At 53.1% G+C, this 25533-nt stretch carries 25 protein-coding genes and 1 pseudogene; 1 reads left to right on the forward strand and 25 read right to left on the reverse strand.

Annotated elements, in window-relative coordinates; translation table 11 throughout:
* Positions 1 to 49 precede the first annotated feature (49 nt).
* The 5 genes from ABIE61_RS16605 to ABIE61_RS16625 form a co-directional block, all read right to left on the reverse strand.
* On the reverse strand, positions 50 to 1192 hold the full coding sequence (locus tag ABIE61_RS16605; protein WP_354411517.1) for a methyl-accepting chemotaxis protein: 1143 nt from the start codon (positions 1190 to 1192) through the stop codon (positions 50 to 52).
* A gap of 54 nt (positions 1193 to 1246) precedes the next feature.
* Positions 1247 to 3634 carry an efflux RND transporter permease subunit gene (locus ABIE61_RS16610; protein ID WP_502915068.1) on the reverse strand — a complete coding sequence of 796 codons (2388 nt, stop codon included), beginning with the start codon at positions 3632 to 3634 and terminating at the stop codon, positions 1247 to 1249.
* Entirely contained in the window at positions 3634 to 4752 is a 1119-nt protein-coding gene (locus tag ABIE61_RS16615; protein ID WP_354411519.1) for a WD40/YVTN/BNR-like repeat-containing protein, read from the reverse strand. Before ABIE61_RS16615 ends, ABIE61_RS16610 begins: the two co-directional genes overlap by 1 nt.
* Before the next feature lie 93 nt (positions 4753 to 4845).
* Positions 4846 to 6198, reverse strand: a complete 1353-nt coding sequence (locus ABIE61_RS16620; RefSeq protein ID WP_354411522.1) for a DUF1329 domain-containing protein — start codon at positions 6196 to 6198, stop codon at positions 4846 to 4848.
* 31 nt (positions 6199 to 6229) lie between these two features.
* Positions 6230 to 7900: a DUF1302 domain-containing protein gene (locus ABIE61_RS16625; RefSeq protein WP_354411523.1), complete on the reverse strand. Its 1671-nt coding sequence runs from the start codon at positions 7898 to 7900 to the stop codon at positions 6230 to 6232.
* A 171-nt stretch (positions 7901 to 8071) separates the two neighbouring features.
* On the opposite strand from ABIE61_RS16625, the gene ABIE61_RS16630 reads away from it, so the two are divergent.
* Positions 8072 to 8983, forward strand: a complete 912-nt coding sequence (locus ABIE61_RS16630; RefSeq protein WP_354411525.1) for a LysR family transcriptional regulator — start codon at positions 8072 to 8074, stop codon at positions 8981 to 8983.
* 56 nt (positions 8984 to 9039) lie between these two features.
* Here ABIE61_RS16630 and ABIE61_RS16635 read toward each other — a convergent pair whose 3' ends face one another.
* From ABIE61_RS16635 to ABIE61_RS16730, 20 genes and pseudogenes are all read right to left on the reverse strand, one after another.
* Complete coding sequence (locus tag ABIE61_RS16635) at positions 9040 to 9357, reverse strand: 2Fe-2S iron-sulfur cluster binding domain-containing protein (protein WP_354411527.1); 318 nt, start codon at positions 9355 to 9357, stop codon at positions 9040 to 9042.
* 4 nt (positions 9358 to 9361) lie between these two features.
* On the reverse strand, positions 9362 to 9772 hold the full coding sequence (locus ABIE61_RS16640) for a hypothetical protein (RefSeq protein ID WP_354411529.1): 411 nt from the start codon (positions 9770 to 9772) through the stop codon (positions 9362 to 9364).
* Between the two features lie 55 nt (positions 9773 to 9827).
* Positions 9828 to 10574, reverse strand: a complete 747-nt coding sequence (locus ABIE61_RS16645) for an SDR family NAD(P)-dependent oxidoreductase (protein ID WP_354411531.1) — start codon at positions 10572 to 10574, stop codon at positions 9828 to 9830.
* Between the two features lie 77 nt (positions 10575 to 10651).
* Positions 10652 to 11695, reverse strand: coding sequence for a 4-hydroxy-2-oxovalerate aldolase (dmpG, locus tag ABIE61_RS16650; RefSeq protein WP_354411533.1), 1044 nt, complete (start codon positions 11693 to 11695; stop codon positions 10652 to 10654).
* The gene (locus tag ABIE61_RS16655) at positions 11695 to 12609 is read right to left on the reverse strand and encodes an acetaldehyde dehydrogenase (acetylating) (protein WP_354411536.1); all 915 of its coding nucleotides are present in this window, start codon (positions 12607 to 12609) and stop codon (positions 11695 to 11697) included. Before ABIE61_RS16655 ends, dmpG begins: the two co-directional genes overlap by 1 nt.
* The gene (locus tag ABIE61_RS16660) at positions 12606 to 12833 is read right to left on the reverse strand and encodes a tautomerase family protein (RefSeq protein WP_354411538.1); all 228 of its coding nucleotides are present in this window, start codon (positions 12831 to 12833) and stop codon (positions 12606 to 12608) included. Before ABIE61_RS16660 ends, ABIE61_RS16655 begins: the two co-directional genes overlap by 4 nt.
* A 15-nt stretch (positions 12834 to 12848) precedes the next feature.
* Positions 12849 to 13643, reverse strand: a complete 795-nt coding sequence (gene dmpH, locus ABIE61_RS16665) for a 2-oxo-3-hexenedioate decarboxylase (protein WP_354411540.1) — start codon at positions 13641 to 13643, stop codon at positions 12849 to 12851.
* Entirely contained in the window at positions 13643 to 14440 is a 798-nt protein-coding gene (gene dmpE / locus ABIE61_RS16670; RefSeq protein WP_354411542.1) for a 2-oxopent-4-enoate hydratase, read from the reverse strand. Before dmpE ends, dmpH begins: the two co-directional genes overlap by 1 nt.
* Before the next feature lie 8 nt (positions 14441 to 14448).
* On the reverse strand, positions 14449 to 15909 hold the full coding sequence (locus tag ABIE61_RS16675) for a 2-hydroxymuconic semialdehyde dehydrogenase (RefSeq protein WP_354411545.1): 1461 nt from the start codon (positions 15907 to 15909) through the stop codon (positions 14449 to 14451).
* Positions 15910 to 16189: 280 nt separating this feature from the next.
* Positions 16190 to 17251, reverse strand: coding sequence for an NADH:ubiquinone reductase (Na(+)-transporting) subunit F (locus ABIE61_RS16680; RefSeq protein WP_354411547.1), 1062 nt, complete (start codon positions 17249 to 17251; stop codon positions 16190 to 16192).
* 14 nt (positions 17252 to 17265) lie between these two features.
* Positions 17266 to 17628 carry a phenol hydroxylase subunit P4 gene (locus ABIE61_RS16685; RefSeq protein WP_354411549.1) on the reverse strand — a complete coding sequence of 121 codons (363 nt, stop codon included), beginning with the start codon at positions 17626 to 17628 and terminating at the stop codon, positions 17266 to 17268.
* A gap of 68 nt (positions 17629 to 17696) precedes the next feature.
* Positions 17697 to 19199: an aromatic/alkene/methane monooxygenase hydroxylase/oxygenase subunit alpha gene (locus ABIE61_RS16690; RefSeq protein WP_354411552.1), complete on the reverse strand. Its 1503-nt coding sequence runs from the start codon at positions 19197 to 19199 to the stop codon at positions 17697 to 17699.
* Between the two features lie 16 nt (positions 19200 to 19215).
* Complete coding sequence (locus ABIE61_RS16695) at positions 19216 to 19485, reverse strand: MmoB/DmpM family protein (protein WP_354411555.1); 270 nt, start codon at positions 19483 to 19485, stop codon at positions 19216 to 19218.
* A gap of 11 nt (positions 19486 to 19496) precedes the next feature.
* A complete protein-coding gene (locus ABIE61_RS16700; RefSeq protein ID WP_354411558.1) occupies positions 19497 to 20480 on the reverse strand; it encodes an aromatic/alkene monooxygenase hydroxylase subunit beta in 984 nt (327 codons plus the stop codon).
* A 50-nt stretch (positions 20481 to 20530) separates the two neighbouring features.
* Positions 20531 to 20824 (reverse strand): phenol hydroxylase subunit, encoded by a 294-nt coding sequence (locus ABIE61_RS16705; RefSeq protein WP_354411561.1) that lies wholly within the window; start codon positions 20822 to 20824, stop codon positions 20531 to 20533.
* A gap of 106 nt (positions 20825 to 20930) precedes the next feature.
* Entirely contained in the window at positions 20931 to 21860 is a 930-nt protein-coding gene (locus tag ABIE61_RS16710) for a catechol 2,3-dioxygenase (RefSeq protein WP_502915069.1), read from the reverse strand.
* A 336-nt stretch (positions 21861 to 22196) separates the two neighbouring features.
* On the reverse strand, positions 22197 to 23264 hold the full coding sequence (locus ABIE61_RS16715) for an NAD(P)H-dependent flavin oxidoreductase (RefSeq protein WP_354411562.1): 1068 nt from the start codon (positions 23262 to 23264) through the stop codon (positions 22197 to 22199).
* 131 nt (positions 23265 to 23395) lie between these two features.
* Positions 23396 to 23695: pseudogene (locus ABIE61_RS16720) on the reverse strand (NAD(P)/FAD-dependent oxidoreductase); the annotation flags it as partial.
* Between the two features lie 101 nt (positions 23696 to 23796).
* The gene (locus ABIE61_RS16725; protein WP_354411564.1) at positions 23797 to 24726 is read right to left on the reverse strand and encodes an electron transfer flavoprotein subunit alpha/FixB family protein; all 930 of its coding nucleotides are present in this window, start codon (positions 24724 to 24726) and stop codon (positions 23797 to 23799) included.
* A gap of 12 nt (positions 24727 to 24738) precedes the next feature.
* Positions 24739 to 25488 carry an electron transfer flavoprotein subunit beta/FixA family protein gene (locus tag ABIE61_RS16730; RefSeq protein WP_354411567.1) on the reverse strand — a complete coding sequence of 250 codons (750 nt, stop codon included), beginning with the start codon at positions 25486 to 25488 and terminating at the stop codon, positions 24739 to 24741.
* Positions 25489 to 25533: the final 45 nt, after the last annotated feature.

Here is a 25533-nt window from a genome sequence, read left to right on the forward strand (position 1 = left end):
GCGGCAGAATCCGGATAAGATCGAGCGGTGTTAAAGAATGTGGTTATATTCAATGCGGTGGCACGGCAATAGCAGATGAATTCACTGATTCAGGTTTAATTGTCGTGAACTGCATCGTGAGTTGGCGAACATCCTCATTACAGTTATTAACCAATTGATCCAGGCTATCAGAAAGCTGTTTTACCTCATAGGCAGACTTTTCTAACTGGCCTGTGGTTTGCATTTGAGCTTTTGAGCCGTTCAGCATAAGATTGGACTCATGCGTTGCACTGGCTGAATGCTCATCAATGCTTTTCAGTAATGCCGATACGTCCTCTGCCACACTATGAACTGTTTCCGTCACTTCTGTGGCCTCGGTCAACTGAACATCAAGTTTTCCTATACCCGTTCCAATACTGTCGATAATCTGCCTGACATCCTGAGTAGAGCGTTCAGTACGCTCCGCTAGTTGACGCACTTCATCAGCCACAACAGCAAAGCCTCGTCCATTTTCACCAGCGCGGGCGGCTTCTATGGCTGCATTAAGTGCCAATAAATTGGTTTTAGCCGCAATTTCCTGAATGATGTTCACAATATCACCTATCCGTGCAACATCATCGCGTACCATACAAAAATCACTGGATACCTTTGTGATCACGTCCAGCATTCTTGCAGCGCTGTCTGCCATTTGACAGGCAGTTCCATTCCCCTTCTGCGCATTTTGTTGCACCAATGAGGATACATCTACCAGTTCTGTGGATTGTAAACTGATATCTGACGCATGCCCTGCAACACTTTGGACAACAGCGGTCGTCTGCTCAGCCAGCAGCGCTTGGCGATCTGCTGTTGCCACAATTTGCGTAAAGTTGGAGACAAGACTCCCAGCCGCACTGGACAACGAGCGAGTTAACTCGTTGATGCGTGCTGCCTTGCCAACCTTTTCAGCTAGCACGTCATTCAGCTGGAGTAACTGCTCACTTGGAGATCGCCTACCCTCTCCGGTATCGAAGAGGGAGCATATTTGATTCGCTGCATTTTCCAGTCGTTTTTCTCGTGCAGTACTTGATAGGTGGTAGCCCACACTCAGTAACAAAGCAACAAAAGCGAGAGTTATCAATTGATGATCACTAGCACTGTAAATCATGAAAGCCAGTACCACCATGAGCGCCACCAATATAAAGCGCTCTGATTTCAGATTTGTTTTTATAGTCATCAGAGATCACTCAATAATTAAATGACATCCCTGTCATGAAAGCATGTATTTACGTCATGCTTTTTTTCTAAGCAGGAAATAACCCAGTGAGGGCAGCAGTATCAGTGCTCCGAGCATGTTCCAGATGAACATGAATGCCAGCAAAATACCCATGTCTGCCTGAAACTTGATTGGCGAAAGCACCCAAGTAAAGACCGCCACACCCAATGTGATACCTGTCAAGACAACCACCTTTCCGGTGAAAAGCAATGCCTGATAGTAAGCCTCTGACAACGTTTTGCCTTCCTTCAAACGTGCCATAGTGACGGTAAGAATATAAAGCGCATAGTCGACACCGATACCGACACCCAGTGCAATCACGGGCAGTGTTGCCACCTTTACACCAATATTCAGCCAAACCATCAATGCCTGACAGAGTATGGATGTCAGCATCAAGGGCAGTACTGCACAGACAACGGCACGCCATGAGCGAAAAGTAATGAAGGCAAGCAGGATAACGGCTGAGTAGACCAGTACCAGCATTTGCACATTTGCTTTTTCCACTACGATATTGGTAGCAGCTTCGATACCCGCATTACCTGCAGCACTCAAAAAGCGGATATTATCGCTGTTATATTCGGCTGCGAAACGCTCCACTGTTTGAACAACGCTGCTCAGCGTATCCGCTTTGTGGTCTTTAAGGTAAGCATATACAGTCAGCAAATCACAGTTTTGATTGAACAGCTCACGAGGTGCCCGTGTGATAATCGCGTTTAACATCCCCTGAGAACGCGGAATGCCATACCACTTCAGACTTCCCTCATTCATACCAGCTTGCGCAATTTTCGCCAACCCGGCAAGTGAACTGGTGGACTCCACGGCTGGCAACTGAGCCAACTGACGCTCCAAGGCATCCACCGCCATCAGTGTGTCGTAGTGGGCGCACTCATACTGTCCTGTGCGCACCATCACAACATAAACGTCACTGCTGGCAGCATAGTTGTCCACCATGAACGCGTTATCGGTGTTGTAACGCGAGTCAGCTCGCAACTCCGGTGCTCCTTGGCCGGTGTCACCTATTTTAACCTTTGAACTGACTACCAACCCAAATCCACCCAGTAGAATAGAAATAATTACAACAACAGTGGCGTAACGCTTTTGGGTGAACAGATCCAGCCATGCCCAGAATGGGTGTTTGCTATGTTCCGTATCGTTGAGATCGGCAATCTCAGCACGAATACTGCGTTCGGCAGCTTTTGCATTCACTCCGGTGTAAGACAGGAGCACAGGCAACAGGATCAAATTGGTAAAAATCAACACCGCTACACCGATGCTGGCCGTCACAGCCAGATCCTGAATCACCGGAATATCAATGAGCATCAGAACAGCGAAGCCAATCGCATCAGACAGCAAGGCTGTCAAACCGGCCAGAAAAAGGCGACGGAAGGTGTAGCGCGCTGCCAGCAACTTGTGCACACCTCGACCAATATCCTGCATGATGCCGTTCATTTTCTGCGCGCCATGACTCATGCCGATGGCAAACACCAGAAAAGGAACGAGAATCGAGTAGGGATCCAGGTCGTAGCCCAGCAGGGGCAACAATCCCAGCAGCCAAACCACAGCCGTCAGCGAACTCAGCACGACCAACAACGTGCTGCGGAGGCAGCGGGTATACAGATAAAGTACAAGCATCGCGATGGCGATCGTCAGGGCAAAGAACAGCAACACCTGCTGCAGCCCCTCGATCAGATCGCCCACGACCTTTGCAAATCCGGTGATATGGATGCGAACCTTGTTTGATTGGTACTTGCTTCTTAATTCTTCGAGCTGCTGCGAGAACGCATGGTAGTCGATACGCTCTCCCGTTGATGTATCGGTTTCCTGCAACGGCACCAACAAAATGGAAGACTTGAAGTTTGCTGCCACAAGCTGACCGATCTCGCCTGACCGCTCAACATTGTTGCGTACCTGATCGAGGCTTTCAGCCGAACCATCATATCCATCCGGTATGACGGGGCCCCCGTCCAGACCCTCTTCTGTCACGCCGGTCCAGCGTACGGCCGGCGCCCATAGTGATTTCATGAAGGGGCGATCGACACCGGGCAGCAGAAAAATCTCGTCGTGGATTTTTCGCAAGGTGTCCATATACTCGGCATCAAAGATGGTGCCTTCCGCGTTTTCAACCGCAATCCGAAGGGTGTTGCCCGTACCCGCCATTTGTTTGCGGTTTTCAAGGAAATTAACGATGAAGGGATGACTGGTTGGGATCATCTTTTCAAAGGCTGCACTCATGCCAAGATTGACAGACTGCATCCCCAGAAACACTGTAATCGCCATGCAAATCAGGATTACGGCGATACGATTGTTAAACAGAAGCCGCTCCGTCAGCCGACCGGAACGGGTATCAAAATCTTCCAGGTGACGAATCATCTCACCTGTATGGGCTTGATTGGAGCTATTCATCACTTGTCTTCCAGCGCAAAAATGGAATCTTCCAGACGCACGGGGCCCCTTGCGGTGGCGAGTATCAAGGCACCATCACGGGCAAGCGTCATGTCTGTAATTGAAGGTACCGGGTTGATATCCAGCTTTTTGAAGTCCAGGCCACGGTCGTTGCCCAGCATCAGATGGCCACCCTCGTCAGCCAATAGAATGCGGTCATCCTTCAGTTTGAGTCCTGCCGTCAGGGTCGCCTCCGAGCCAAGATCAATCGCCTCCCAGCCCTCATTGCTGCTGCGCCAGACATTGCCTCTGAGCCCAAATACCAGCAGCTCATCGTTGTACAAGGGCACAAAACCGAAGAACGTTCCCTCATAGGGGGTTTCCACTCGGGAGTAGGTCGACGCCTCGGCCCCGTGTCGGAACAGACTCCCCTGCTCACCGGCAATGATGCGACGACTGCCTTCCATCTGGACCGAGTAAAGATGCCGGCCACCCGTGTTTGGAATCAGCTCCACACTGGACTGCCAGCTCTGCCCCCCATCAAGGGTATGCAGGGCGATGCCATAGGCACCGACCGCCCAGCCCCGGTTTTGGTCAGCAAAGAACAGGTCAAGAAACGGCTTGTCGGCGCCTTCCTTGACAAGGTATTCGGCATTGCGAACGGCATCTTCTGCGTACGGCATACCGGCATCAAGCCTGCGTCTGGCTTCCTGATGAATCAGATCGGCGGCCTTGTAGCCATCCATTTGCAACGTCCAGGTTTCACCGCCATCGGCCGTGTGAAGAATCACACCACTATGGCCGGCAGCCCAGCCGTCCATGGGTGAATCAAACTCAACATCAGTCAACGTTACGCTGACCGGTACAGCTGAGCTCTGGCGCCAGCTGCGCCCGTTATCATCCGACAACAGAACAATGCCCTGCTCACCTACCGAGACAAGACGCTCACCTGCCAACGCGATACCGAGCTGGATCGACTGGAGTCCTCGGGCGGCTTGCTGTGCCGGCAACTCCAGAAGATCGGGCACTGAGTTTCGATCTGCAGGCTGAGCCAATGAAAAGTCAGCTGCACTGATCAGGAGCGTGCTCAATACCGAGGCTTTCAACACCTGGTTGAATCTGGCGTTTTTTATTTTCATCTTTAACTACTCAACTGGCGGGTTTACCGGATACCTGCCCGGTAATTGGCCGAGTCGCCTGCACCGGCAATACCGATGCAGGCGACTCAGTTTTTAGCGAACGGCTTCTGCAGCAACAGCATCACCGGTAAAGAAGGTTTCCGGTTTAGTCTCAACAATGCGGAAGTTTTCTTCGTTCACGGCCTGGATCAAGCTCATGGTGTTGGCCTGCAGGTTGAACACGGTAGCTGTTTTCATCATCAAGGTTGGTATCTTGGGCACGACAAAAGGCGTTACCATGGATGTCCGCCACAGCTTGTCTTCAGCGTCGTAACCATCAACCAGCAGGACCAGCCAGCTGTCTTCGTCAACATAGTAGGTTCGCTTGGGCACGGCATGACGCTTGCCATCAGCCACATTGGCTTCAACAACCCAGACACGGTGCTTTTCCCAACGCACGTGATCTGGATTCAGGTGATACGTGCTCAGAGCATCATCAAGTGCAGCGCCGACAAAGTTGTTGGTGTTGTAGGGTACCAACAGCTCCTGTTTGCCTTTCAACGTCCAGTTGAAGCGATCAACAGAACCGAAGAAGCCCTGTACCTCATCGAAGTAGTTGGCACCTGAGGCCACGAAGTCCGGGGTATCGTAAGAGACTGTCGGAGCACGACGCACACGTCGCTGCCCCAGCAGATACTGCCATGCCTGACGCGGCTGATCACGATCAATGCTGTCTCGTACCACCAGAGACTCACCGGCCTTGAAAGGCGGCTCCAGCGTATTGAAACGGAACATTGAGTACTCGCCTGACCAGTTTTGTGGCGTTGCATCCTTGTAGTACTGCGGATACTGGAAGGAGATGTCATTACGGGTCGCCAGGGTATGACTGCCATCGGCATTACCCACAATGTTCTTGAACGTGTACTCAATAGACGGCGCTTCCACACGCATCAGGAAGTTCCACATCACTTCCACACCTTCCTGTGGAATCGGGAACGGGATACCGCCAGCACAACCTTCAACAGAATAGCCTCCCTCGATCAGCTTGCATCGGGTCGCATTAGCTAATGTGTTGTCATAGACCGACTGAGGGGCAGCCATAGTACGATGCGTCGGATATACCTCAAGGCGGAAACTGTCAGGGTATTTCTGCAACATTGCCTGCACGCCGTCACTCAGTAACTCTTGATACTGAGACATATTTTGTGAGGTTACCTGATAAATCGGCTTTTCATCAGCAAAGATGGATTTGGGAATGTCACCCAAGTAATCACCAGGCAACATCTCGGTGATTCCACCAGTCCATGCAGGAATACTGCCGTCAGCATTACCTGATTTCTCTCCACCAAGAGGTGTTAGCTCCGCACCTAAGCGAGCTGCTTCCTCAGCTGTAACAGCTGCATACACATGGGGAGCCGATATTAGCAGGGCCGTTACACCTGCCAGAATTTTTGAAGTCGATTTCATTGTTATTCTCCTACCACAGGTACTAAACAGATCAGAACGTGCGCTGAATTGAGAGTGAAATAAAGTCACGGTCACCGTGGAAGTTGTCATATGACAGTTCTGGAACAGCCGTGTTGTATTTGATGATGGAGCCAGCACTACCGATATAATGTGTGTAGTTAAGTGCTGCCTGCCAAGTCCGCTGGTAATCTGCAGTTAACCCTAAGCTGATGTTGCCGCCACCTTCCGACGGGAACAGCACGCCGCTGACTGATGATCGTCCAGAAAGCCCATAACCCACTCCAATCGGCGTTTTCAAGTCAAGCCCTGGTAATACCTGGAAATATTCAGGTGTAAATACAAACTGTAAAGCACTGGCACTGCGAGTAGCTGAAGGGTCGAGTTGATCTGCGTTGTCGCTGATACTTAGACGGCGGTTGTAAGCAAACTCACCGATGAAAGTAGCACCATCCCAGAGTGCGCTCTCAGGTAACACACTGATCATGGAAAGGTTAAGGTGCATAGTCCGGCCGACTGGATACGCTGCATTATCGCCTCCATCTGAGAGCGCATTGGTGATAACAGCATTACCACTGGCAACCAAAGGCTGGTTGTCACGGAATGACAGTTCACCAGCAACGTTGGTCTCACCAACAAGTGTACTGAAGCTGGCACCTACGGTGCGGATATCTTCACCGAAGACCTGCATATAATCGCCCACACTACCAGGCTGCACGTTTACACCTGGACGTGCATAGAACTGCGGCATTTTGTCGTGGTACTGGGCCGCATATAGCCCATATTCGACATTATCTGTAGCAAAACGGACCTGCATACCAAACTGCCCACTATCACTGGGCTCAATATCTTCACCCCGATACACTACCTGACCAGGCGCAAGAATCATGCTTTCCCCTCCTTCATCCACGAAGTCGGCAAAACTGAAATAACTTCCCGCTCCAGGAATACGAGATTTACGCCATTCAAATTGGTAGTAGCCCCCGATAGATAGGTCAGGACTTAATTGCAGCTGACCTGAGAGCTGACCAACAGGGCGGAGAATTTCCTGAAACTGTGAATTTGGCACCGACAGTGCTTTTACCAAATCCAATGAGGTCTGTGCTGCCGCAATACCGTTGGATCCGAAGAAGAGACTTTCACCATACAACTGGGTAAAGCGCCCCAGTTTCAGGTTCAGACTCTTGCCTCCGACATTAAAGTTACCGTAGGTAAATGCATCAAGAATTTCTGCATCTCCACCGTGCAAATCCTTGGTGGCATCAGTGAACTGGGTGTAGTCAACAGAGCGCGAATTGACCAGTGCACCCGGGTTATCGGTATCACGGTGGTAAACATCGTCGTACCACGCAGCACCGCTGAGGCGAAGGCCATATTTGCGTTTATAGGACAAGTTGAACTGCGACAGGATATCTAGACGGTTTGATATCAGACCCTTATCGAAGTTAAGGTCACCATCGTTTGTGTTGCCCTGTGGTCCAATAGAGTTGTCGGCCACATCCGGGTCGGCATCCTTGAGACGATACCCCAGGCTGTACTTGATCGTATTATCCCAGGTCATTCGGATGTCAGGATTGGAGCTATCGATCTGGAAGGCCTGAACGCCTGTAGTACACGCGAGGGTAATCAACCCCACAACCACTGGCAGTGTGCGCCGAGTACCAATGCTCGCTGGCATCGAAGGATTAAACTGCATGCTCATCATGCGATCTCCTTTGTATTGTTTTTTATTCTTGTCTCGCTATTGCCCTGGCAATCACGGATATTTTGTACGTTATAGAACTGATTAATTACCTTCCAATACAATTGACTAACCATCCTCATACCCATAAGGTATGAAGAGACGCATAAAAAAATCTCCAGACAAGGCACTACAATGGACCTCAGAAAGCTGAAGTACTTTGTGACCGTGGCAGAGGAAGGACACATCAGCCGAGCGGCGACTGTACTTAATATTTCCCAGCCACCACTAACCCGTCAGATCCAACAGCTTGAAGAAGAACTGGGGGTTCAGTTGTTCACCCGCACAGCCAAAGGGATGGAGATCACACACGCCGGCGCCTTGTTTCTGCAGGAAGCCCGCAATATTTTTGCGCTCATCGAACAGGCAACCGAACGTACCCAACGGGCGGGACAGGGTCGACTCGGCCGTCTGGATATTGCCATCTTTGGCTCGGGCATTCTTGAGACGATCCCTCGTATACTGCTGACATTCCGAAACACCTACCCTGACGTCAAGATTGTGCTTCACACAATGGACAAGCACTCGCAGATAGAAGCACTGCGCCAGCAACGCATCACGATCGGCTTCAACCGCATGGTCGAACCTCAGGGTGACATCAAGACAGAGTTGGTTGTCACCGAGAAACTGCTTCTGGCCGTAAGTGACTCTTCCCCCTTGGCATCCTTGTCAGTAATAGACTTTCGTGAAATTGCCAACCACCCCCTGATTCTCTTTCCCGCACAGAGCAGACCCAATTTCATTGATAAAGTACTCAGAATGTGTGAGGTATCAGGTTTTACTCCGCAGATTTCCCAGGAAGTAGATGATGTGTTAACCGGCGTTGCTTTAGTGGCCAGTGGCTTTGGCGTCTGCCTGGTATCTGAAGCTGCACGAGCTCTCACACTGCCAGGTGTAACATACATCCGTCTGACCAACACCCCACCCGGAGCCAGCGCGGACCTCAGCTGTATTTATAGGGAGGGGGATAAGTCACCCATTCTGGAGGCATTTCTGGCTACAGTACGGGAATACTCAAAAAATCACGATCTTGAGTGCACAAAATAAAAAGAGCCATCCGTGGCTGAAGGGGGAGAGTAAACGAAGCAGTCCCGCTCAGTTCTTTAACTTGGTTCAAATGAGCCTTTCATCTTGCCAATAACACGTATGACCAGATCGCTTTCAGGATAAATCCGACATGCCAAAACCCTGCCGTGTTCGATATCATTCTCATCAATATGGCTACGACTCATCTTTTTGCTGCGGTAATGACCTTGAAGCACCTCAATCTTACAGACGCCGCAGCCACCACCTCGACAGCCTGACGGGATACCTCGACGTCCCAATCGAACCATCCCCTCCAGTACGTTTTGCATACTACTGCAGAGAAAAGTTTCATCACTGTCGACGATTTCAATACTGAACTTTACTGGGGTGTCCATCGATTCAGCTCTCAGCATTACGAGCGGCTATTTCAGCCGATCTGATTGCACTTGCCGGACTACCCGCTATACACCAGTCATCTGCATCAACTTGAATGCATGCACCACGAATAAAGCGAGGATCAATTTCCAAAACGCTTACCAGTAAATCTGTGAACCCAAACATTACAGCGTGACGCTGTTTTTTGGGGCGCCCGGCAAGTACATAGTATTCAAAAAATGCCGAGTTTGAGTCATGGCTAACTGAGCTGCCCACAGACATATGATCAGCGTTATATGGCTGCACAAAAGCACGAACACGTTCCAGCGGACTATCCAAAAGTTCGGCATACAGCAGGGAACCCTTTTCAAGCAGTTGTTTGCATCTCGCTTCTGTTGCGAGTGCCGCGGGAATACGAAAGGTTACAACGGGCATAGGTTACTCCTTTTATTCTTATATTTCGTGCACATGAAATAATTGGGACATGTATTCAGGGGATGCCCCTGCGTCGACCTGAATCCAGCATGAGCGTTGAGCCTGTCATCGCATCAGCTTCAGGCTCAAGCAGCATCCTAACAGCCCAGGCCACCTGCTCAGGGGTAGTAAACGCGCCAATCGATGACTCATGTCTCATCTCTTCCATGACTTCATCCAGCGTGCTCCCCTGACGTTCGGCACGACTGGCTGCCACCCGGTGAAGCCGTTCGGTATCGGCAGGTCCAGGCGCGATCAGGTGAGCAGTGATACCACGATCACCATAAGCCAGGCTGAGCTGTCGAACGACATTGACTAACGCCGCATTGGCAACACCCGCCGCGGCAGCATAGGCGGTCGGCTCAAAACCATAGTGCCCCCCGATAGCGATCAGCCGCGAGTGAGCACTCAGTTGCTTGTCAATAGCACGCACCAGTCGCAGCAGGCCTGCGACTTTAATATTGACCGCCTGGTTCAGCGTGTCTGTTGGCGCTTCAAGAATACCCCCGGCCACACCTACCCCTGGACCATGCACAACAGCTCGCACCGGCCCAGTTGCGACCTGACGAATGACATCGATAGCTGCGTCATTCGAGATATCGGCCTGACAGGTCAGTAATTCGGGGTATATCTGCTGAAGTGCCTGCAAGGACTCCGCCGTGCGCGCCACTGCGACGACCTGGTAACCTGCTTTGGTCAGCGACTTAACAATCACCTTCCCAAAGGCACCAGTCGCTCCAACCAGTACTATTTGTTCCTTCATAGTTAGACCGCCTTTAAACTTCCATCCGGCTGTTAGCGCCAGGGCATTATTACCCCAGCACCAATGTTCACGCTTGATCAGGCATCACTTGCCAAAAGTCCGCGCTCCTTCGCCATGGTCATCGCCGTGTCCTGAATCATGTCCTCCTGACCACCGATCATTTTCTTGCGGCCCAGCTCAACCAGAATATCGCGTGCCGGGATGCCGAAACGCGCTCCGGCCCGCTTGGCGTGCAGCAGGAAGGTGGAGTACACACCGGCATAGCCCAATGTCAGAGATTCACGATCCACTCGCACAATATGCTCCATCATCGGTACGATAATCTCTTCGCCCACATCCATCAGCTTGAACAGGTCGATACCGGTTTCAATACCCATGCGCTCGCATACTGCGGCGAACACCTCCAGCGGTGTGTTGCCGGCACCCGCACCCAGCCCGGCCACCGAACCGTCAATGCGGGTTGCACCGGCTTCGATCGCCGCGATGGAGTTTGAGATCCCCATACCCAGGTTGTGATGGCCGTGGAAGCCGATTTCGGTTTCCGAATTGAGCACATCACGCAACGCACCTACACGTTCGGACACATCCTGCGGCAACATGTACCCTGCAGAGTCGGTGATGTAGACGGTATTGGCGCCGTAGGACTCCATCAGCTTGCCCTGCTCGGCCAGTCCCCTGGCATCGTTCAGATGAGACATCATCAGAAAGCCAGAGGTATCCATACCCAACTCGCGCGCACAGGCGATATGCTGCGGAGAGGTATCCGCCTCGGTGCAATGGGTTGCCACATGGACACTGCGCGCCCCACAATCATAGGCTGAACGCAACTCTTTCATGGTCCCCAATCCCGGAATCAGCAGCACCGACACCTTGGCCTGCTTCATGCGCGATGCTACCGCCGTGATGTATTCCTCGTTACTCGCCAGCGCGAAACCGTGCTGCAGTGAATTGCCACCCAGACCGGCACCATGGGTGACCTGGATATACGGAACACCGGCATCATCCAGTGCCGTGGCAACCTTGATCATCTGCTCAACGCTGATCTGCTCACGCAGCGCATGCATGCCATCTCGCAGACACATGTCGTGCAGAATGACGTTGCGACCTTTCAGTGTGCTCATCAGGCCACCTCCACCGGTTTGAGTTCGATTTTTCCAGACAGGATTTCTTCTGCAAACATTTCAGCCGTACGCGTGGCGGCGGCGGTCATGATGTCCAGATTGCCGGCGTATTTGGGCAGGTAGTCACCAAGGCCTTCCACTTCCATGAATACGGCGACCTTGTTGCCGTCAAAGCTCGGGCCGTTGACCAGCTTGTAACCGGGTACATACTTCTGCACTTCCCCGATCATGGTCAGGATGGAATCGCGGATACGTGCCTGGTCCGGCTCGCCTTCGGTGAGACAGTAGATGGTGTTGCGCATGATCATCGGTGGATCGGCCGGATTGATGATCGCCAACGCCTTGCCCTTCTTGGCGCCACCCACCACTTCGATGGCATTGGACGTGGTGTAAGTGAATTCGTCCAGATTAGCGCGAGTGCCCGGCCCGATAGAGCGCGATGAAAGACTGGCAATGATTTCGGCATACTTAACCGGCTGGGTGCGTGATATGGCACTCACGATGGGAATCGTTGCCTGGCCGGCACAGGAGATCATGTTCACGTTCATCTCCTGCTTGTCAGCATGCTCAGCCAGATTGACCGGCGGCACACAGAGCGGGCCGATCGCCGCCGGCGTCAGATCGATCATCATCACGCCCAGCGCATTCAGCTTGCGGCTGTTCTCGGCATGTACATAGGCACTGGTGGCATCGAACGCGATCTGGATACCGTCTTCAATCACATGCGGCAACAGCCCATCGACGCCATCTGCCGTGACTTTAAGCCCCATCTCCCGCGCACGCGCCAGGCCTTCTGATTCGGGGTCGATTCCGACCATCCAGACTGGCTCCAGCACCGGGCTGCGCTGGATTTTGTAGATCAGGTCAGTACCGATGTTGCCGGACCCGATCAGGGCACATTTGATCTTTTTCACTTCGCCGCCTCCTGCTGAGCCGCCTCAGCTGCAGCCTGATCGCTGGCACGACCGGCCCGACCCGCTACATAAAACTCATCCTTCCCATGTTCAGTGATCAGGATACGTACGGTATCCGGCTTCACTCCCAGGCTTTCCGCGGCTGCGGCTGTGATGGCGCTGGCCGCACGTGCCTTGTCCTCACTGCTGCGACCCACCAGCAAATGCATTTCGATAATTGGCATAAATCAATCCTGTTGTTATTGTTCGAATCGAATGGAAATGGAGCCCAGCTCCTGGAATCGGGCATTGATGTGATCGCCGGGCTGTACCGCTACAGCGGCGGTGATACCACCGCTCATGACAAAACTGCCGGCCGGCAGTGTTTCACCCAGGTCATGCAGAATATTGACCAGCATCGCGACCGCTTCGGCAGGATGCCCCAGCACTTCAGCAGCCGCCCCCATTTCCACAATTTCACCGTTTTTCTCCAGCACGACGCCCAACGTTCGCATATCCAGTTCATCCGGATAGCGCGCACGGCCACCACTGACAAAGCGTGCGGAAGAGCCGTTATCAGCCACGACACTTTCCAGATCGAACTTGAAACCCGAAAAACGGGAGTCAATGATCTCGATGGCCGGCAGCACATAATCGGTCGCGGCCAGCACCTGCTCGGCGGTACAGCCAGGACCGCTCAAATCCGCCTTGGTGACGAAAGCCACTTCGCACTCCACCCGTGGGTGCACCAGATCGGATACCGTGATCGAGGAGTTTTCCGGCCGTGCCATTTTGTCGGTCAGAAAGCCAATGGACGGTACATCCACACCCATCTGTTTCATTTTGGCCTTGGAGGTCAGGCCCGCTTTCCAGCCGATCAGGGCATGTCCCTGCTCGATAAAGCGACGGCGCAGTTCGGTTTGAATCGCATAGCCGTCAGCCATGGTCATATTGGGATATTCGTCGGTCAGTTTCGGGATCGCGTAAGCACGGGTCTGAGCCCCTTCAACACGTTCACACAGACGTACGATATCTTCACGAGACAGGGTAACCATCAGACTGCACTCCTTCCGCTGAACTTGACGCGGCAACTGCCCAGACCACCGACCGTACACACCAGCTCGTCACCATCGACGACCGGCACCAACTGTGACTGGGAACCGGACAGAATCACCTCGCCGGCCTTGAATGGGATACCCAGCTCACCGAGGGTATTGGCCAACCAGACCACAGCATTGACCGGAGAACCCTGCACCGCAGCGCCCACGCCGGTGGAAAACAGCTCGCCGTTTTTCTCCAGCACCATGCCGGCCAGCGTCAGATCCAGCTTGCGTGGATCACCCCTGGTTTCGCCCAGCACATAGACGCCACAGGAGGCGTTATCCGCCACCGTGTCCTGAATCTTGATTTTCCAGTCATCGATGCGGGAGTCGACGATCTCGAAGCAGGGCACTACGTAATCGGTAGCACGAATCACATCCATCGCCGTGATGCCCGGACCTTTCAAATCCTCCTTTAACACGAAAGCCAGCTCAGCCTCGGCCTTGGGCTGGATCAGCCCGTTCAGGTCCAGAGTGGCGCCATCGGTGAACACCATACCGGACGTCAACTGACCGAAATCGGGCTGATAGACCCCGAGAAACTGCTGCACCGGCTTGCTGGTGGCACCGATTTTCTTGCCGACAATTTGCTCGCCGGCTTCAAGGCGACGGGCGATAAAGTGCTCCTGGATGCGGTAGGCATCCTCAAGCGTGAGGTCGGGAACCTGATCGGTCAGCGGCGCAATCGTGCGACGCTCGACGAAAGCGTTGTACAGCGCGTCACCGAACTCTTGAATCCTGTTAGTCTCCATTCTTCACCTCAGAGCTTGATGCAGACATTGCGGGTTTCGGTGTAGAACTCCAGCGAGTGCACGCCCCCCTCACGGCCGATACCGGACTGCTTGGAGCCGCCAAACGCAGTGCGCAGGTCGCGCAGGAACCAACTGTTGATCCAGGTGATACCGACATCAACGCGCTCTGCCATGCGGTGCGCCCGGGTCAGGTCCTGAGTCCAGATGGTGGTCGAAAGACCGTAGTCGGTGTTGTTGGCCAGAGCGACCACCTCCTCTTCAGTGTCGAAAGGACGAACGTGGCAGCAGGGGCCAAATATTTCCTCGCTCACCACAGCGGCATCATCGGCCAGGCCGGTCCAGATGGTCGGCTCGATCCAGTTGCCCGCAGCCAGCTCTGCGGGCATCTCGGGAATACCACCCCCGGTGACAACAGTCGCTCCCTCTTCAACCGCCTTGCGGTAGTAAGACAGCACCTTTTCACGGTGCTCACTGCTGATCAACGGACCATAGTTGGACGCCTTGTCCAGTGGGTGACCAAAACGAACACTTTCAGCCCTGGCTTTAAGGGCGTTCACGAAGCGCTCGAACAGCGGGCGCTCAACGTAGACGCGCTCCGTACCCAGGCAAACCTGACCACTGTTGAGGAATGCGGAGCGGAAGATACCGTCTACCGCCGCATCAAAATCACAGTCAGCGAAGACGATGCCAGCGTTCTTGCCACCCATTTCGAACGACACGTCACGACAACCCTCAGCAGCGGACTTCATGATCGCGGTGCCGGTACGAGTTTCACCGGTGAAAGTGATTGCATCCACCTGAGGATGCTGGGTCAGGAATTCGCCCGCCGAGTTGGGGCCAAAGCCGTTGACCACGTTATAGACACCCTGTGGAATGCCAACGCTGTTCATCACTTCACCCAGCAACGCGGCCGTCAACGGCGTCTCTTCTGAGGGCTTGACCACCACGGTATTGCCACAGGCCAGCGCCGGCCCGACTTTCCAGGTCATCAGCAGGAAAGGTGCGTTCCAGGGCGAGATTACGCCGATCACACCCTTGGGCACACGCATGGCGTAGTTAAGAGCGCCACGGCCATCGGGTGTGGAGGTTCTGAAGGATTCGCTGGCCACGTTCTTGACTACATCGGCAAACACCTTGAAGTTAGCGGCACCGCGCGGAATGAACGCATGGGTCATGACATGGTGCGGCTGTCCGGTATCAGCCATTTCGGCCTCGACAAACTCGTCGAAGCGGCGGGTAATTTCGTCCGCTACACCGTACAGCAGGTCTACACGCTGCTCGGGCGACAGCAGCCCCCATTCACCCTGCAAGGCGTTGCGGGCCGACATAACAGCACGATCCACATCCAAGCGCCCCGCTTCGGCGATGGAAGCGATAGTTTCGTTGTTGACTGGTGAACGTTTTTCGAAGCGCTTATCATGCTCAGCTGCCTCGAAATGCCCGTTTATGAAGTTATTGATCAGGCGCATATCAGCTTCACCTGTTGTTTGATTAGTTTAGAAACTCACTCTCGAATACAAAAAACTCAAATAGCGATAAGAACCGAGAACTACAAACAGACTAATCAACCAACCCCATACCATCTAATACTATTTTTTATTTGCCTTGATACTAAAAAGGTATTAATCAAGAAAGTGAAGGTATTTACACACAAAAAAGCGGAACCTCCCTCTCAAAGAAGATTCCGCAAAGAGTTGTCCCAGACCTTTTCAGAGTGCATCGGTCCGACAACTATGGCGAAAATAGCATTCAGATTCGTTTGAACAATGCTGAACGAGTTTGCTCTTCCGCACCATCGGCAGCCGTCACAAAACGCTCCATGTGAATGTCACGCTCAAACAAACGCCCCTGCATTAATGCGGTGATGGCCGCATCAATCATCAATGGTGGACCACACAGGTAAGCCTTGTGCCCGCTGAAACGGTTATCAAACCGGTCAATGGCGGCCTCATGGACAAAGCCCTTGAAGCCTTGCCATTGATCATCTTCAAGCGGCTCATTCAGCGCCGGAATGTAGTGAAAGTTATCGTGCTCGCGGTCGAGCGCTTCAAACAGTTCACGGTTGTACAGTTCACTGACGTTGCGCGCGCCTTGGAACAAGTAGATCTGACGGCTATCGCCCGCTTCCAGCAGATCCAGAATCATCGACTGCGGACTTGAAAGACCGGAACCACCGGCGATGAAGATCACGTCCTGATCATCGGATTTGCGCACAAAGAACTGACCGTAGGGGCCGGAAATATCCAGTGTATCGCCCACCTGCAGCTGCTCATGCAGCCAGGTTGTACCGGCACCGCCCTGTACCAAGCGGACGTGCAGCTCCACGTGGCGATCATCGCTGGGTTTGTTGGCGATGGAGAAGGCACGGGTGCCTTCAACTCCGGGAATTTTCAGGTTGACGTACTGCCCGGCCTGAAACTCCATCGCATTGTCCAGTTCAAAGGTGATGCCCTTGATAGTAGGTGACAGATCGACGATGTCGGTGACAGTACCGATATAGTCCTGTACCGGGTAGCCCATGAAGTCAGGGTCGACGTCGATGTCGGCTTCGATCACCAGATCGCTCTCGGGCGTGGCACAGCACACCAGAATCTTGCCTTCCTCTCGCTCCATATCCATTAATGCAAAGGGAGAAGCATTTCCGAGATCAACATCACCTTCCAGTACCTGCACCTTACAGGTCGCACAGGTACCATGGCCACAGGCAAACGGCAGCCAAACACCTTGACGAAGAGCTGCGTCCAGAATGGTCTGCCCTTCATCAACTTCAATCACGTCACCTGTCGGTTCTACAGTTACTTCGTAACTCATCACAATCCTCCTGGCTACAATGACTGCCCGTATATGCCATTGAGGCCCGGTGTACTAAAGCGCAGGCTGGCCTTGTGATGGATACCTTGTTCTTCTAACGTCTGCGAAGGGCTGGGCTCGATGACTTTTCCGCCCTGTGTCCACGTCACCGTAGACCAATCTATCTGAGACCACTCAGGGTGGGCTGAAAATGCCTCTCCCAATACCTGGTCACGAAACTCTGAGAACAACATATCTGCAGGCACAAGTAACGCAAACGGGTAAGAGAACAACAGATGCCGCTCCCAACAGATATACACCACTTGCTGGCCATTGAAATTCTCAACTCGATCTCTAACGTTACCGGTATAGTCCGGAGCAATAGCATGTACAGGCATAATATTTTCTCCCGGTAAGGCGGGATTCAACCCGCCTTACCCTTTAAATCAGACAGTTGATGAAATAATCAGGCAACACCCTTCCACTTTTTCCAGCGCACCTCATCAGGTGAGCCTTTAATATCCAGGTTGTCGGCGCCCAAGTTAATGCCACAGTAATCCGTTAGAATTTCCGCCAACTCTGGCCCTCCACAGTTACCCTTCAGTATTTCATGCACCGGCAGCCAAGCCTGCACATACTTCTCTGGCTCATCATCGAATATGTCCTTACAACCATCTGAGCAGAAATGGTAATGGTCGCCGTTATAAACGCTTTCTCTATGTGCCAATAGCATCGGATCATCCATCTCCGTAAACAGTAATGGAAGCTGACATGTCGAGCACAGCTGCGGCAGATGACCATCGTAGAAACGCTCACCCTTCTCTTCCAGCTCGCGCGCCAACTCCCAGCGCGGACGGTAGTATTTGTCGAACGTATCCGGGTACTTCTCGCTTAGCCAGTCCAGCTCTTCATCGGTCGGAATCCATGTATGGAATCCAACCGCTTGCCCGTGCGTATAAAATGTCCACCAGGCCTGATGCGAAGCATGCTCTTTTTCTTTTTCCATCTGATCAGCGTACTTCGGCATGGTGATGCCATAGCGAGCAAGATCCTTGAACAGAGCACCACCGGCCTCTTCAAAGTAGATTTCCCAAGCTTCTTTCCAGCTCATCACTTTGTTCGGCAGCATGTAGTCCATCATCATGGCTACTACTGTCAGCAGACGACTACCACGCCAGAACCATTTATCGATCCACTTCTGCACGATCGGTACGTTGTCCTCATGCTGCTCCAGCAGGAACTTGATCACCTCAAGGCCCAAGGTCATGTGACGCGCTTCATCGGACTGGGCGGAGAAGCCGAAGGTCACGGTGGCCATATCGCCGTTATAGGCCGCGCCGGACATGAACGGCACGAACAGCAGGTTGGTCAGCACGTATTCAAAGCTGAAGCCGATCGCTACCAGGAACTCGAACGGACCGGCACTGCGCGCATCATGAAAGAAGGAGGTCGGCACCGACAGGTACCAGACACGGTCCTGCATGTGCGACCAATTCTGGAAGCCATCGAAGTACTTGTTGTACTGACTCATGGCGTGAACCTGAGTCTGCACGTGACGCAGTTCATCCAGTGACTGCATCTGGCAGGCAACTCGCGCACCCACGCCGCCATACTGACGACCAATATGGGCAAAGCCCTGATGTGCCTGATATTCCTGTGGTGAAATTGCCGTCAAAAAGATCTTAATAGCATTCACATAACGTGCATCGGTCACGTTCAACTGGCCGTTGTTCTGCGCGAAGGCGTCCAGAATGGCGTAGAGCTTTTTCTCTTTTTCAGACTGGTATTTCCAGTAAGAATCCATGGTCAGGCGGAAGGGGTCTTCCCACTTGGACCAGTCGGTGATCTTGATGCCTTCGAACTCTTCAAACGGGAAGGCCTCCTTGCGATCCTGATAGGAAAAATCCCAGTCCAGATCACGGGTCAGCAGACTGTATTTCTCTTTTAAATTCAGTTTTTTTGCAGCCATCGGTTTCACCTTTTTATTATGCGTTCCAGGACAGGCTCAGCTTGTCGTCGTCTTCGTCGACATTGCCGCCCAGGGTGATGAGGTTCAGATGCAGCTCCTGCATATCCCAGTCGCGGCCCAGTTTCTCTTCCACGGTTTCCCGGTTCACCACCAGGTAGCCTTCGTTTTCGATGCGGATCATGGCCGGGTTGTGGATAACGGTAACGTCCGGGTTGTCCTCTTCGATCGCTTCAACGATGTAACGGGACAGGTCATTGTCCTGCAGGGCGATATAGACTTTTGACATGATGCTGCTCCTTACTGGATTCCGGCTTTCGCCACACGCTTGTCGAGTACAGCCAAAGCCTCGGCCAGCGCATCGCTGCCCAGCATCTCTTCAGCTACGGGTGCAAAGGCTTCTGCTGCCTTGCCACGCCAGGTTTCAATCCACTGCGCCAGCAGTGTCTTGTTCTGTTCGGATTCCGCTGCGGCGACTTTCAGCACCGCATCCACCCAGCGGCTGGTGTCCTTGCTCCAGTCCTGCATGAACTCAAGCAGCATGGCGATATCCTGACCGCCGTTGGCGACCAGCTTCTGGTCCAGCTGGTTGTAGAACAGCTCGTTGACCAGGGTATCGATCACCAGATCCTGCGCCAGGAACAGCTCAAACCAGTCCTTAGTCACCAGGGTCTCTTCGCACAGAGCACGCACGCCCTGCCAGATCGGGGCATCCATCCACAGCTGCTTGGCTTCCACCAGCGCATCGCCACTGTTGCCATCGAGAATCAGGCCCATGCGGGACAGGTACTGGGCGATCCCCAGTCGGTCCATGCCGTCATACAGCAGCGCCTGAGTGATGGCAGTACCGTAGCCGTAGGCGGTGCCATACATGTTATTAAGGTTGGCGGTGTGCTCCAGATGGCGCAGCGGCAACAGGTAACGGATTACATCAGCGCGAGCCGACTCGCTCAGATGGTTGGCCAGATTGCGCTTTTCGAAAAAAGCGTAGCTGTTCTCGGCGGCTTCCTGCATTTTCGCGCGCTGCTGCACGTAGGTGCCGTAGTAGAACTGGCGCGGATCCTTGAAGGCATACCAGTCGTTCATCACCAGCGCGGTGCGGCCGACATCGTTGAGCTCATGCTCCGGCTGCCACAGCGGGCGGTAGTGGAAGTTGGTCTCGGCCTGCACATCGTAGGTCGCTTCCTGATAGCGTGTTGCGGGCTTGTCACCAAAGCGTTTTTCGATATGCGCGAAGGTGTTGCGCACCGGCTCCAGCGTTGAGGTCTTGATTTCAATGGTCATTGAACTCTTTCCCGTTTAGTTGTTGTTATCAATCGAAGGAAGGGGTGACATCAATCGTCACGGTGATCATGGTTGTGCGACATCAGGGTGTCCTCACCGTAACGCCACTTCTCCATCTCGGCGTCCACTGCGCGGATCTGCTCTTCTGTCATGTGCACCACTTCGTTGGTGGCACAGAACGCGTCGAAGGCGCCCTTGGGCATCACCAATTCGACAAACAGCGAAGGATCACCAATGGCAAAATCGAACTCGACAAAACGCGAGTCGGCCTTACTTCTCACCCTGACATATTTGGTTAGGTGCCCCAGGCCTTGGCGCTTGGTATCGCTCTTAACAACGCGCATGATTAAATAACCTCTTCTCCCTGACTCTTTAGAAACAAAGTCGGTACCTAGATGCCATAAGGGCAGCTATCCGAACCCACTTTGAAAGAAAAGTCTGCTATTAGCGTTAACTGACTACAGTCAGGAATGTTTCATGCAATTTACGCTGGGGGTAATCGAGTCCCTGAGCGAAATTATCAAACGTCCAAGTCAACGGCTCATAATCAGGATAGGGCTGATAACCGCCCATAAAGGTTTCAAAACGGTTGCCTGAAGGATCCCAGGCATAGATGGTGCACCCACGGGTAACTCCGTGGCGAGTGGGTCCAATATCTACGGCAACCTCATTCATTGACATGATGTCGCCGGCACGCAGCACTTTTTCCCAGCTTTCCATAAGAAAAGAACAGTGATGCAGCTTACCTGGCTCAGGATATTCGGCGAAGGCAATATCGTGCACTTTATGGGAGCATGACAACCAGATGGCTGCTTCACCCTCGCCGTCTTCACTCAGTACACGCTCAACCAGGTAGAAGCCCAACACATCAATGAATATTTTCTTAACTTCAGCAATATTGGGCCCATACAGCAGGGTGTGATCTAAGCGAACCGGTGCAATACCTTTCTCGGAGCTTTCGTTCCATGGCGCTGGATTGATAACTGGTATGCCGTTTCCACATGCGGTTTTAGTCGCATACAGCTCCATTTCGTGACCGGACGGAAGAGTAAATCGAACGCGCTCTCCAGTCTCCAACAAATCACCCGCAGGGAGGCGGTGTGTTTCTATGCCATAGGCATTCAGATCGAGCTCTAACCGGTCAAGGGTAGCCTCATCCAGCACTTTGAAACCGAAAAAATCGATACCAGCCTGATCTGCTTCACGGATTATATAACTGCTGTGATCACGCTCATCCCAGCACTTAAAATATACGCGCCCCTGATCATCTCGCCCTGTCTCAACCAAACCAAGCACGTCACGATAGAATTTGATACTTTCTTCAAGATCAAGCACTCGAACCTGTGCATGTCCGGGACGCAATACACCTGTCATAGCCATATTCGATAACTCCTGCTTTGTTTTTATAAGTACCGAATAAGTCGAAGAATGGCTGCCTCGACTTAGGTTACTACCTATAAAGCAGGATTGATGCCAGACCTTATAACTAACTGTTTTCAAATAAATAATTGAAAAAATCTTATAAATTTCAATTCAAATTGGTTACAAAAATGTCAACTTATGAGTCTTGCTTTACAAAATTGTAAGCTATGTAGTGTAGTCGGCATCAATGAGTTGACGGATACAGGGGGAGCCCAAGAAGTTAGATGAATAAGGAAGCAAAGCAGAGCGCTCGGATGCGACCATACCAAGAGAGCGACCCTGCTCAGGAAAGAGTTAACTAAAGCGACTGACGAGATTCTGCTGCAGTATCTTCGTAGATTCACTGACAAGACGTTCGATTAAATCACCTACCGTTGGTACATCGTGTACTAGACCTGATGAAAGGCCAGCCCACCAAATACCAGCCTCAAGGTCGCCACTTGTCAGAACTTCAGCGCCTCGCTTGCCGGAAACCAAAGGGGCTATATCATCGAACACAGCATTCCCCTTACCTTCAATCCGAGCTACATCCTCCGCGATACTATTAGCGTACACCCGAGCCGTATTACGGAAAGATCGCAGGATCAATTTTGTATCCAATTCAGACGCTGCTATAAGCTGTCGTTTAACGTTTGGATGGATCGGTGCCTCTTGTGTTGCCATGAAGCGTGTTCCCATAGCAACAGCTTCAGCACCTAACGCAAATGCAGCAAGCACCCCCCTGGCGTCACCAAAGCCACCGCAGGCAATGACTGGAATTGAAAGTTGGTCTACCGCCCGAGGTAACAACACCAGAGAAGTAACATCGTCCTCTCCAGGGTGCCCTGCAGCTTCAAAACCATCAATTGTAACGGCAGCACAGCCTAAAGCCTCTGCCTTCTTCGCGTGTTTGATCGATGTGCATTTATGTACCACTTTTACGCCGGCCTGCTCAAAGATATGCATGAGCGCCCCCGGGCTGCGCCCGGCAGTTTCAACCACAGGCACGCCGGAGTCCGCGATCACCTGAGCATAGGCCTCATAGGGTACAGGGTTAAGCGTCGGGAGGAGGGTCAGATTGACTCCGAACGGTTTATCGGTCATCTCCCGAGTACGTGCAATTTCGTCTGCCAGCGCGTCCGGGCTAGGCTGTGTCAAAGCACTGAGAAAACCTAACGCACCTGCATTGGCAACGCTGGACACCAGCTCCGCCGTAGACACTCTTTGCATGCCACTTTGGATGATCGGGTGTTTAATTTCGAACATCTCGGTAATAGCTGTTTTAATCACCATCTCATTCTCACTCCGCACAAAGCCAGTTACTTGCCTTAAATCCAGAATCAGCCGGTTACCCTCTTCATAAAACGTAACCGATTGTCGCATGTCGGGTAGCCAAGGCGCATTGCTGCGCCCCAGCCCCCCAAGAACCGTACGCGTGAGTTTCCCCGCATACGGCTCAAGCCTCGTCTAAGCCCCTCGTGGGAGCCAGCAACGTGACTGATGTTGCCAAGTTATGCACTTGTCACCTTGATGCCCTTTTGGGCATCCGTGAGCAAGTAGACCTCGTCTTCGGTTACGGCGGTGTTCAGTGGCGCACCTTTCTCTTTCCAGTCAGGAAAGAGCTCATCCAGTGCCCGAGTTTCCAGCACTGCGCCGGAGAGGATATGGGCACCGACCTCAGACCCCTTCTCGACCACGCAGACGGTCAATTCCTGTTCGTTTTCCTGCGCCTGCTGCATCAGGTGGCAGGCAGTGGACAGGCCCGCCGGGCCTGCCCCGACGATAACCACATCGAATTCCATCGATTCACGCATAACGTACCCCTCCAAGCGCCTCAGGATGCGCTCGGCAGTCGCAAAAGATTAGCCCTGAACTCTAAAGAACAAAGCACAAGGGATCTATCGAACGCACAGCCTTAGAGCTTGGACTCCAGCTCCGGCACCGACTCAAACAGGTCGGCCACTAGGCTGTAATCGGCCACCTGGAAAATCGGTGCTTCCTCGTCCTTGTTGATCGCCACGATGATCTTGGACTCTTTCATGCCCGCCAGGTGCTGGATAGCACCGGAGATGCCTACGGCGATATACAGCTCCGGCGCCACGATCTTGCCGGTCTGACCGACTTGCATGTCATTGGGCACAAAGCCGGCATCAACCGCGGCACGGGAGGCGCCCAAAGCAGCACCCAGTTTGTCAGCCAGTTTTTCCAGAATGGCGAAGTTTTCGCCGTTACCCATGCCGCGACCACCGGACACCACTACCTTGGCAGCGGTCAGTTCCGGACGATCGGACTGCGCCATCTCTTGACCGACAAATGCAGACGTACCCGAGTCATGAACGGCAGAAACCGCCTCCACACTGGCGGAACCACCGGTTTCGGCGGCAGCGTCAAAGGCGGTACCGCGCACGGTGATCACCTTGATCGGGTCCAGCGACTCGACGGTGGCGATGGCGTTACCGGCATAGATCGGACGCTGGAAGGTGCACTCCGATTCAACCGCGGTGATGTCGGACAGCTGCGCCACGTCCAGCAGTGCGGCGACGCGCGGCATCAAGTTCTTGCCGGTGGTGGTCGCTGATGCGATTACATGGCTGTAATCCTTGCCCAGCTCGGCAACGAGCTTGGACAGGTTTTCAGCCAGCTGGTGTCCGTAAGCCGCATTGTCTGCCACCAGTACCTTGCTGACACCGTTCACCTGTGCCGCGGCATCGGCCACGGCACCACAACCCTCACCCGCGACCAGCAGGTGCAGTTCACCACCGATCTGGGAAGCAGCGATAACCGTGTTCAGTGTGGCGCCCTTCAGGGTACTGTTGTCATGTTCTGCAATTACCAGAATAGCCATCAGATCACCCCCTTAAATTACTTTGGCTTCGTTTTTCAGTTTATCGACCAACTCATCCACGCTGCTGACGCGGATGCCCGCCTGGCGTTCGGCCGGAGGCGTCACTTTCAGCACGCGGGTGTGAGCCTTCAGCTCGACGCCCAGATCAGCCGGGGTCTTAACATCCAGCGGCTTTTTCTTGGCTTTCATGATGTTCGGCAGAGAAGCGTAGCGCGGCTCGTTCAGACGCAGGTCGGTGGTGACGATCGCCGGCAGGTTCAGGACTACTGTCTGCAGACCGCCGTCCACTTCACGGGTCACGTTAACCTTGTCACCTGCAACCTTAACTTCAGAGGCGAAGGTACCCTGCGGCAGATCCAGCAACGCACTCAGCATCTGGCCGGTCTGGTTGTTATCGGAATCGATCGACTGCTTGCCCAGAATCATCAGCTGCGGCCGCTCTTCTTCCACGACCTTGACCAGAAGTTTGGCTACGCCCAGAGACTCGGGCATGGCATCGGTTTCGATCTGGATGCCACGGTCGGCGCCCAGTGCCAATGCGGTACGAATCTGCTCCTGACAGGCCTTGGGTCCGATGGAGACGACCACCACTTCAGACGCAGTACCCGCTTCCTTCAGGCGTACCGCCTCTTCCACGGCGATTTCACAGAATGGGTTCAGGGCCATTTTGACGTTGGCCAGATCCACGTCGGTGTTATCCGACTTGACGCGCACCTTGACGTTGTAGTCGATGACGCGCTTAACGGCGACAAGTACTTTCATGCTCTACCTCACTCATATCTCGGGCTATCAAACACGCCCGGGATG

It is taken from the genome of Marinobacterium sp. MBR-111, assembly GCF_040547585.1.
In the GTDB taxonomy this organism is placed as follows: domain Bacteria; phylum Pseudomonadota; class Gammaproteobacteria; order Pseudomonadales; family Balneatricaceae; genus Marinobacterium; species Marinobacterium iners.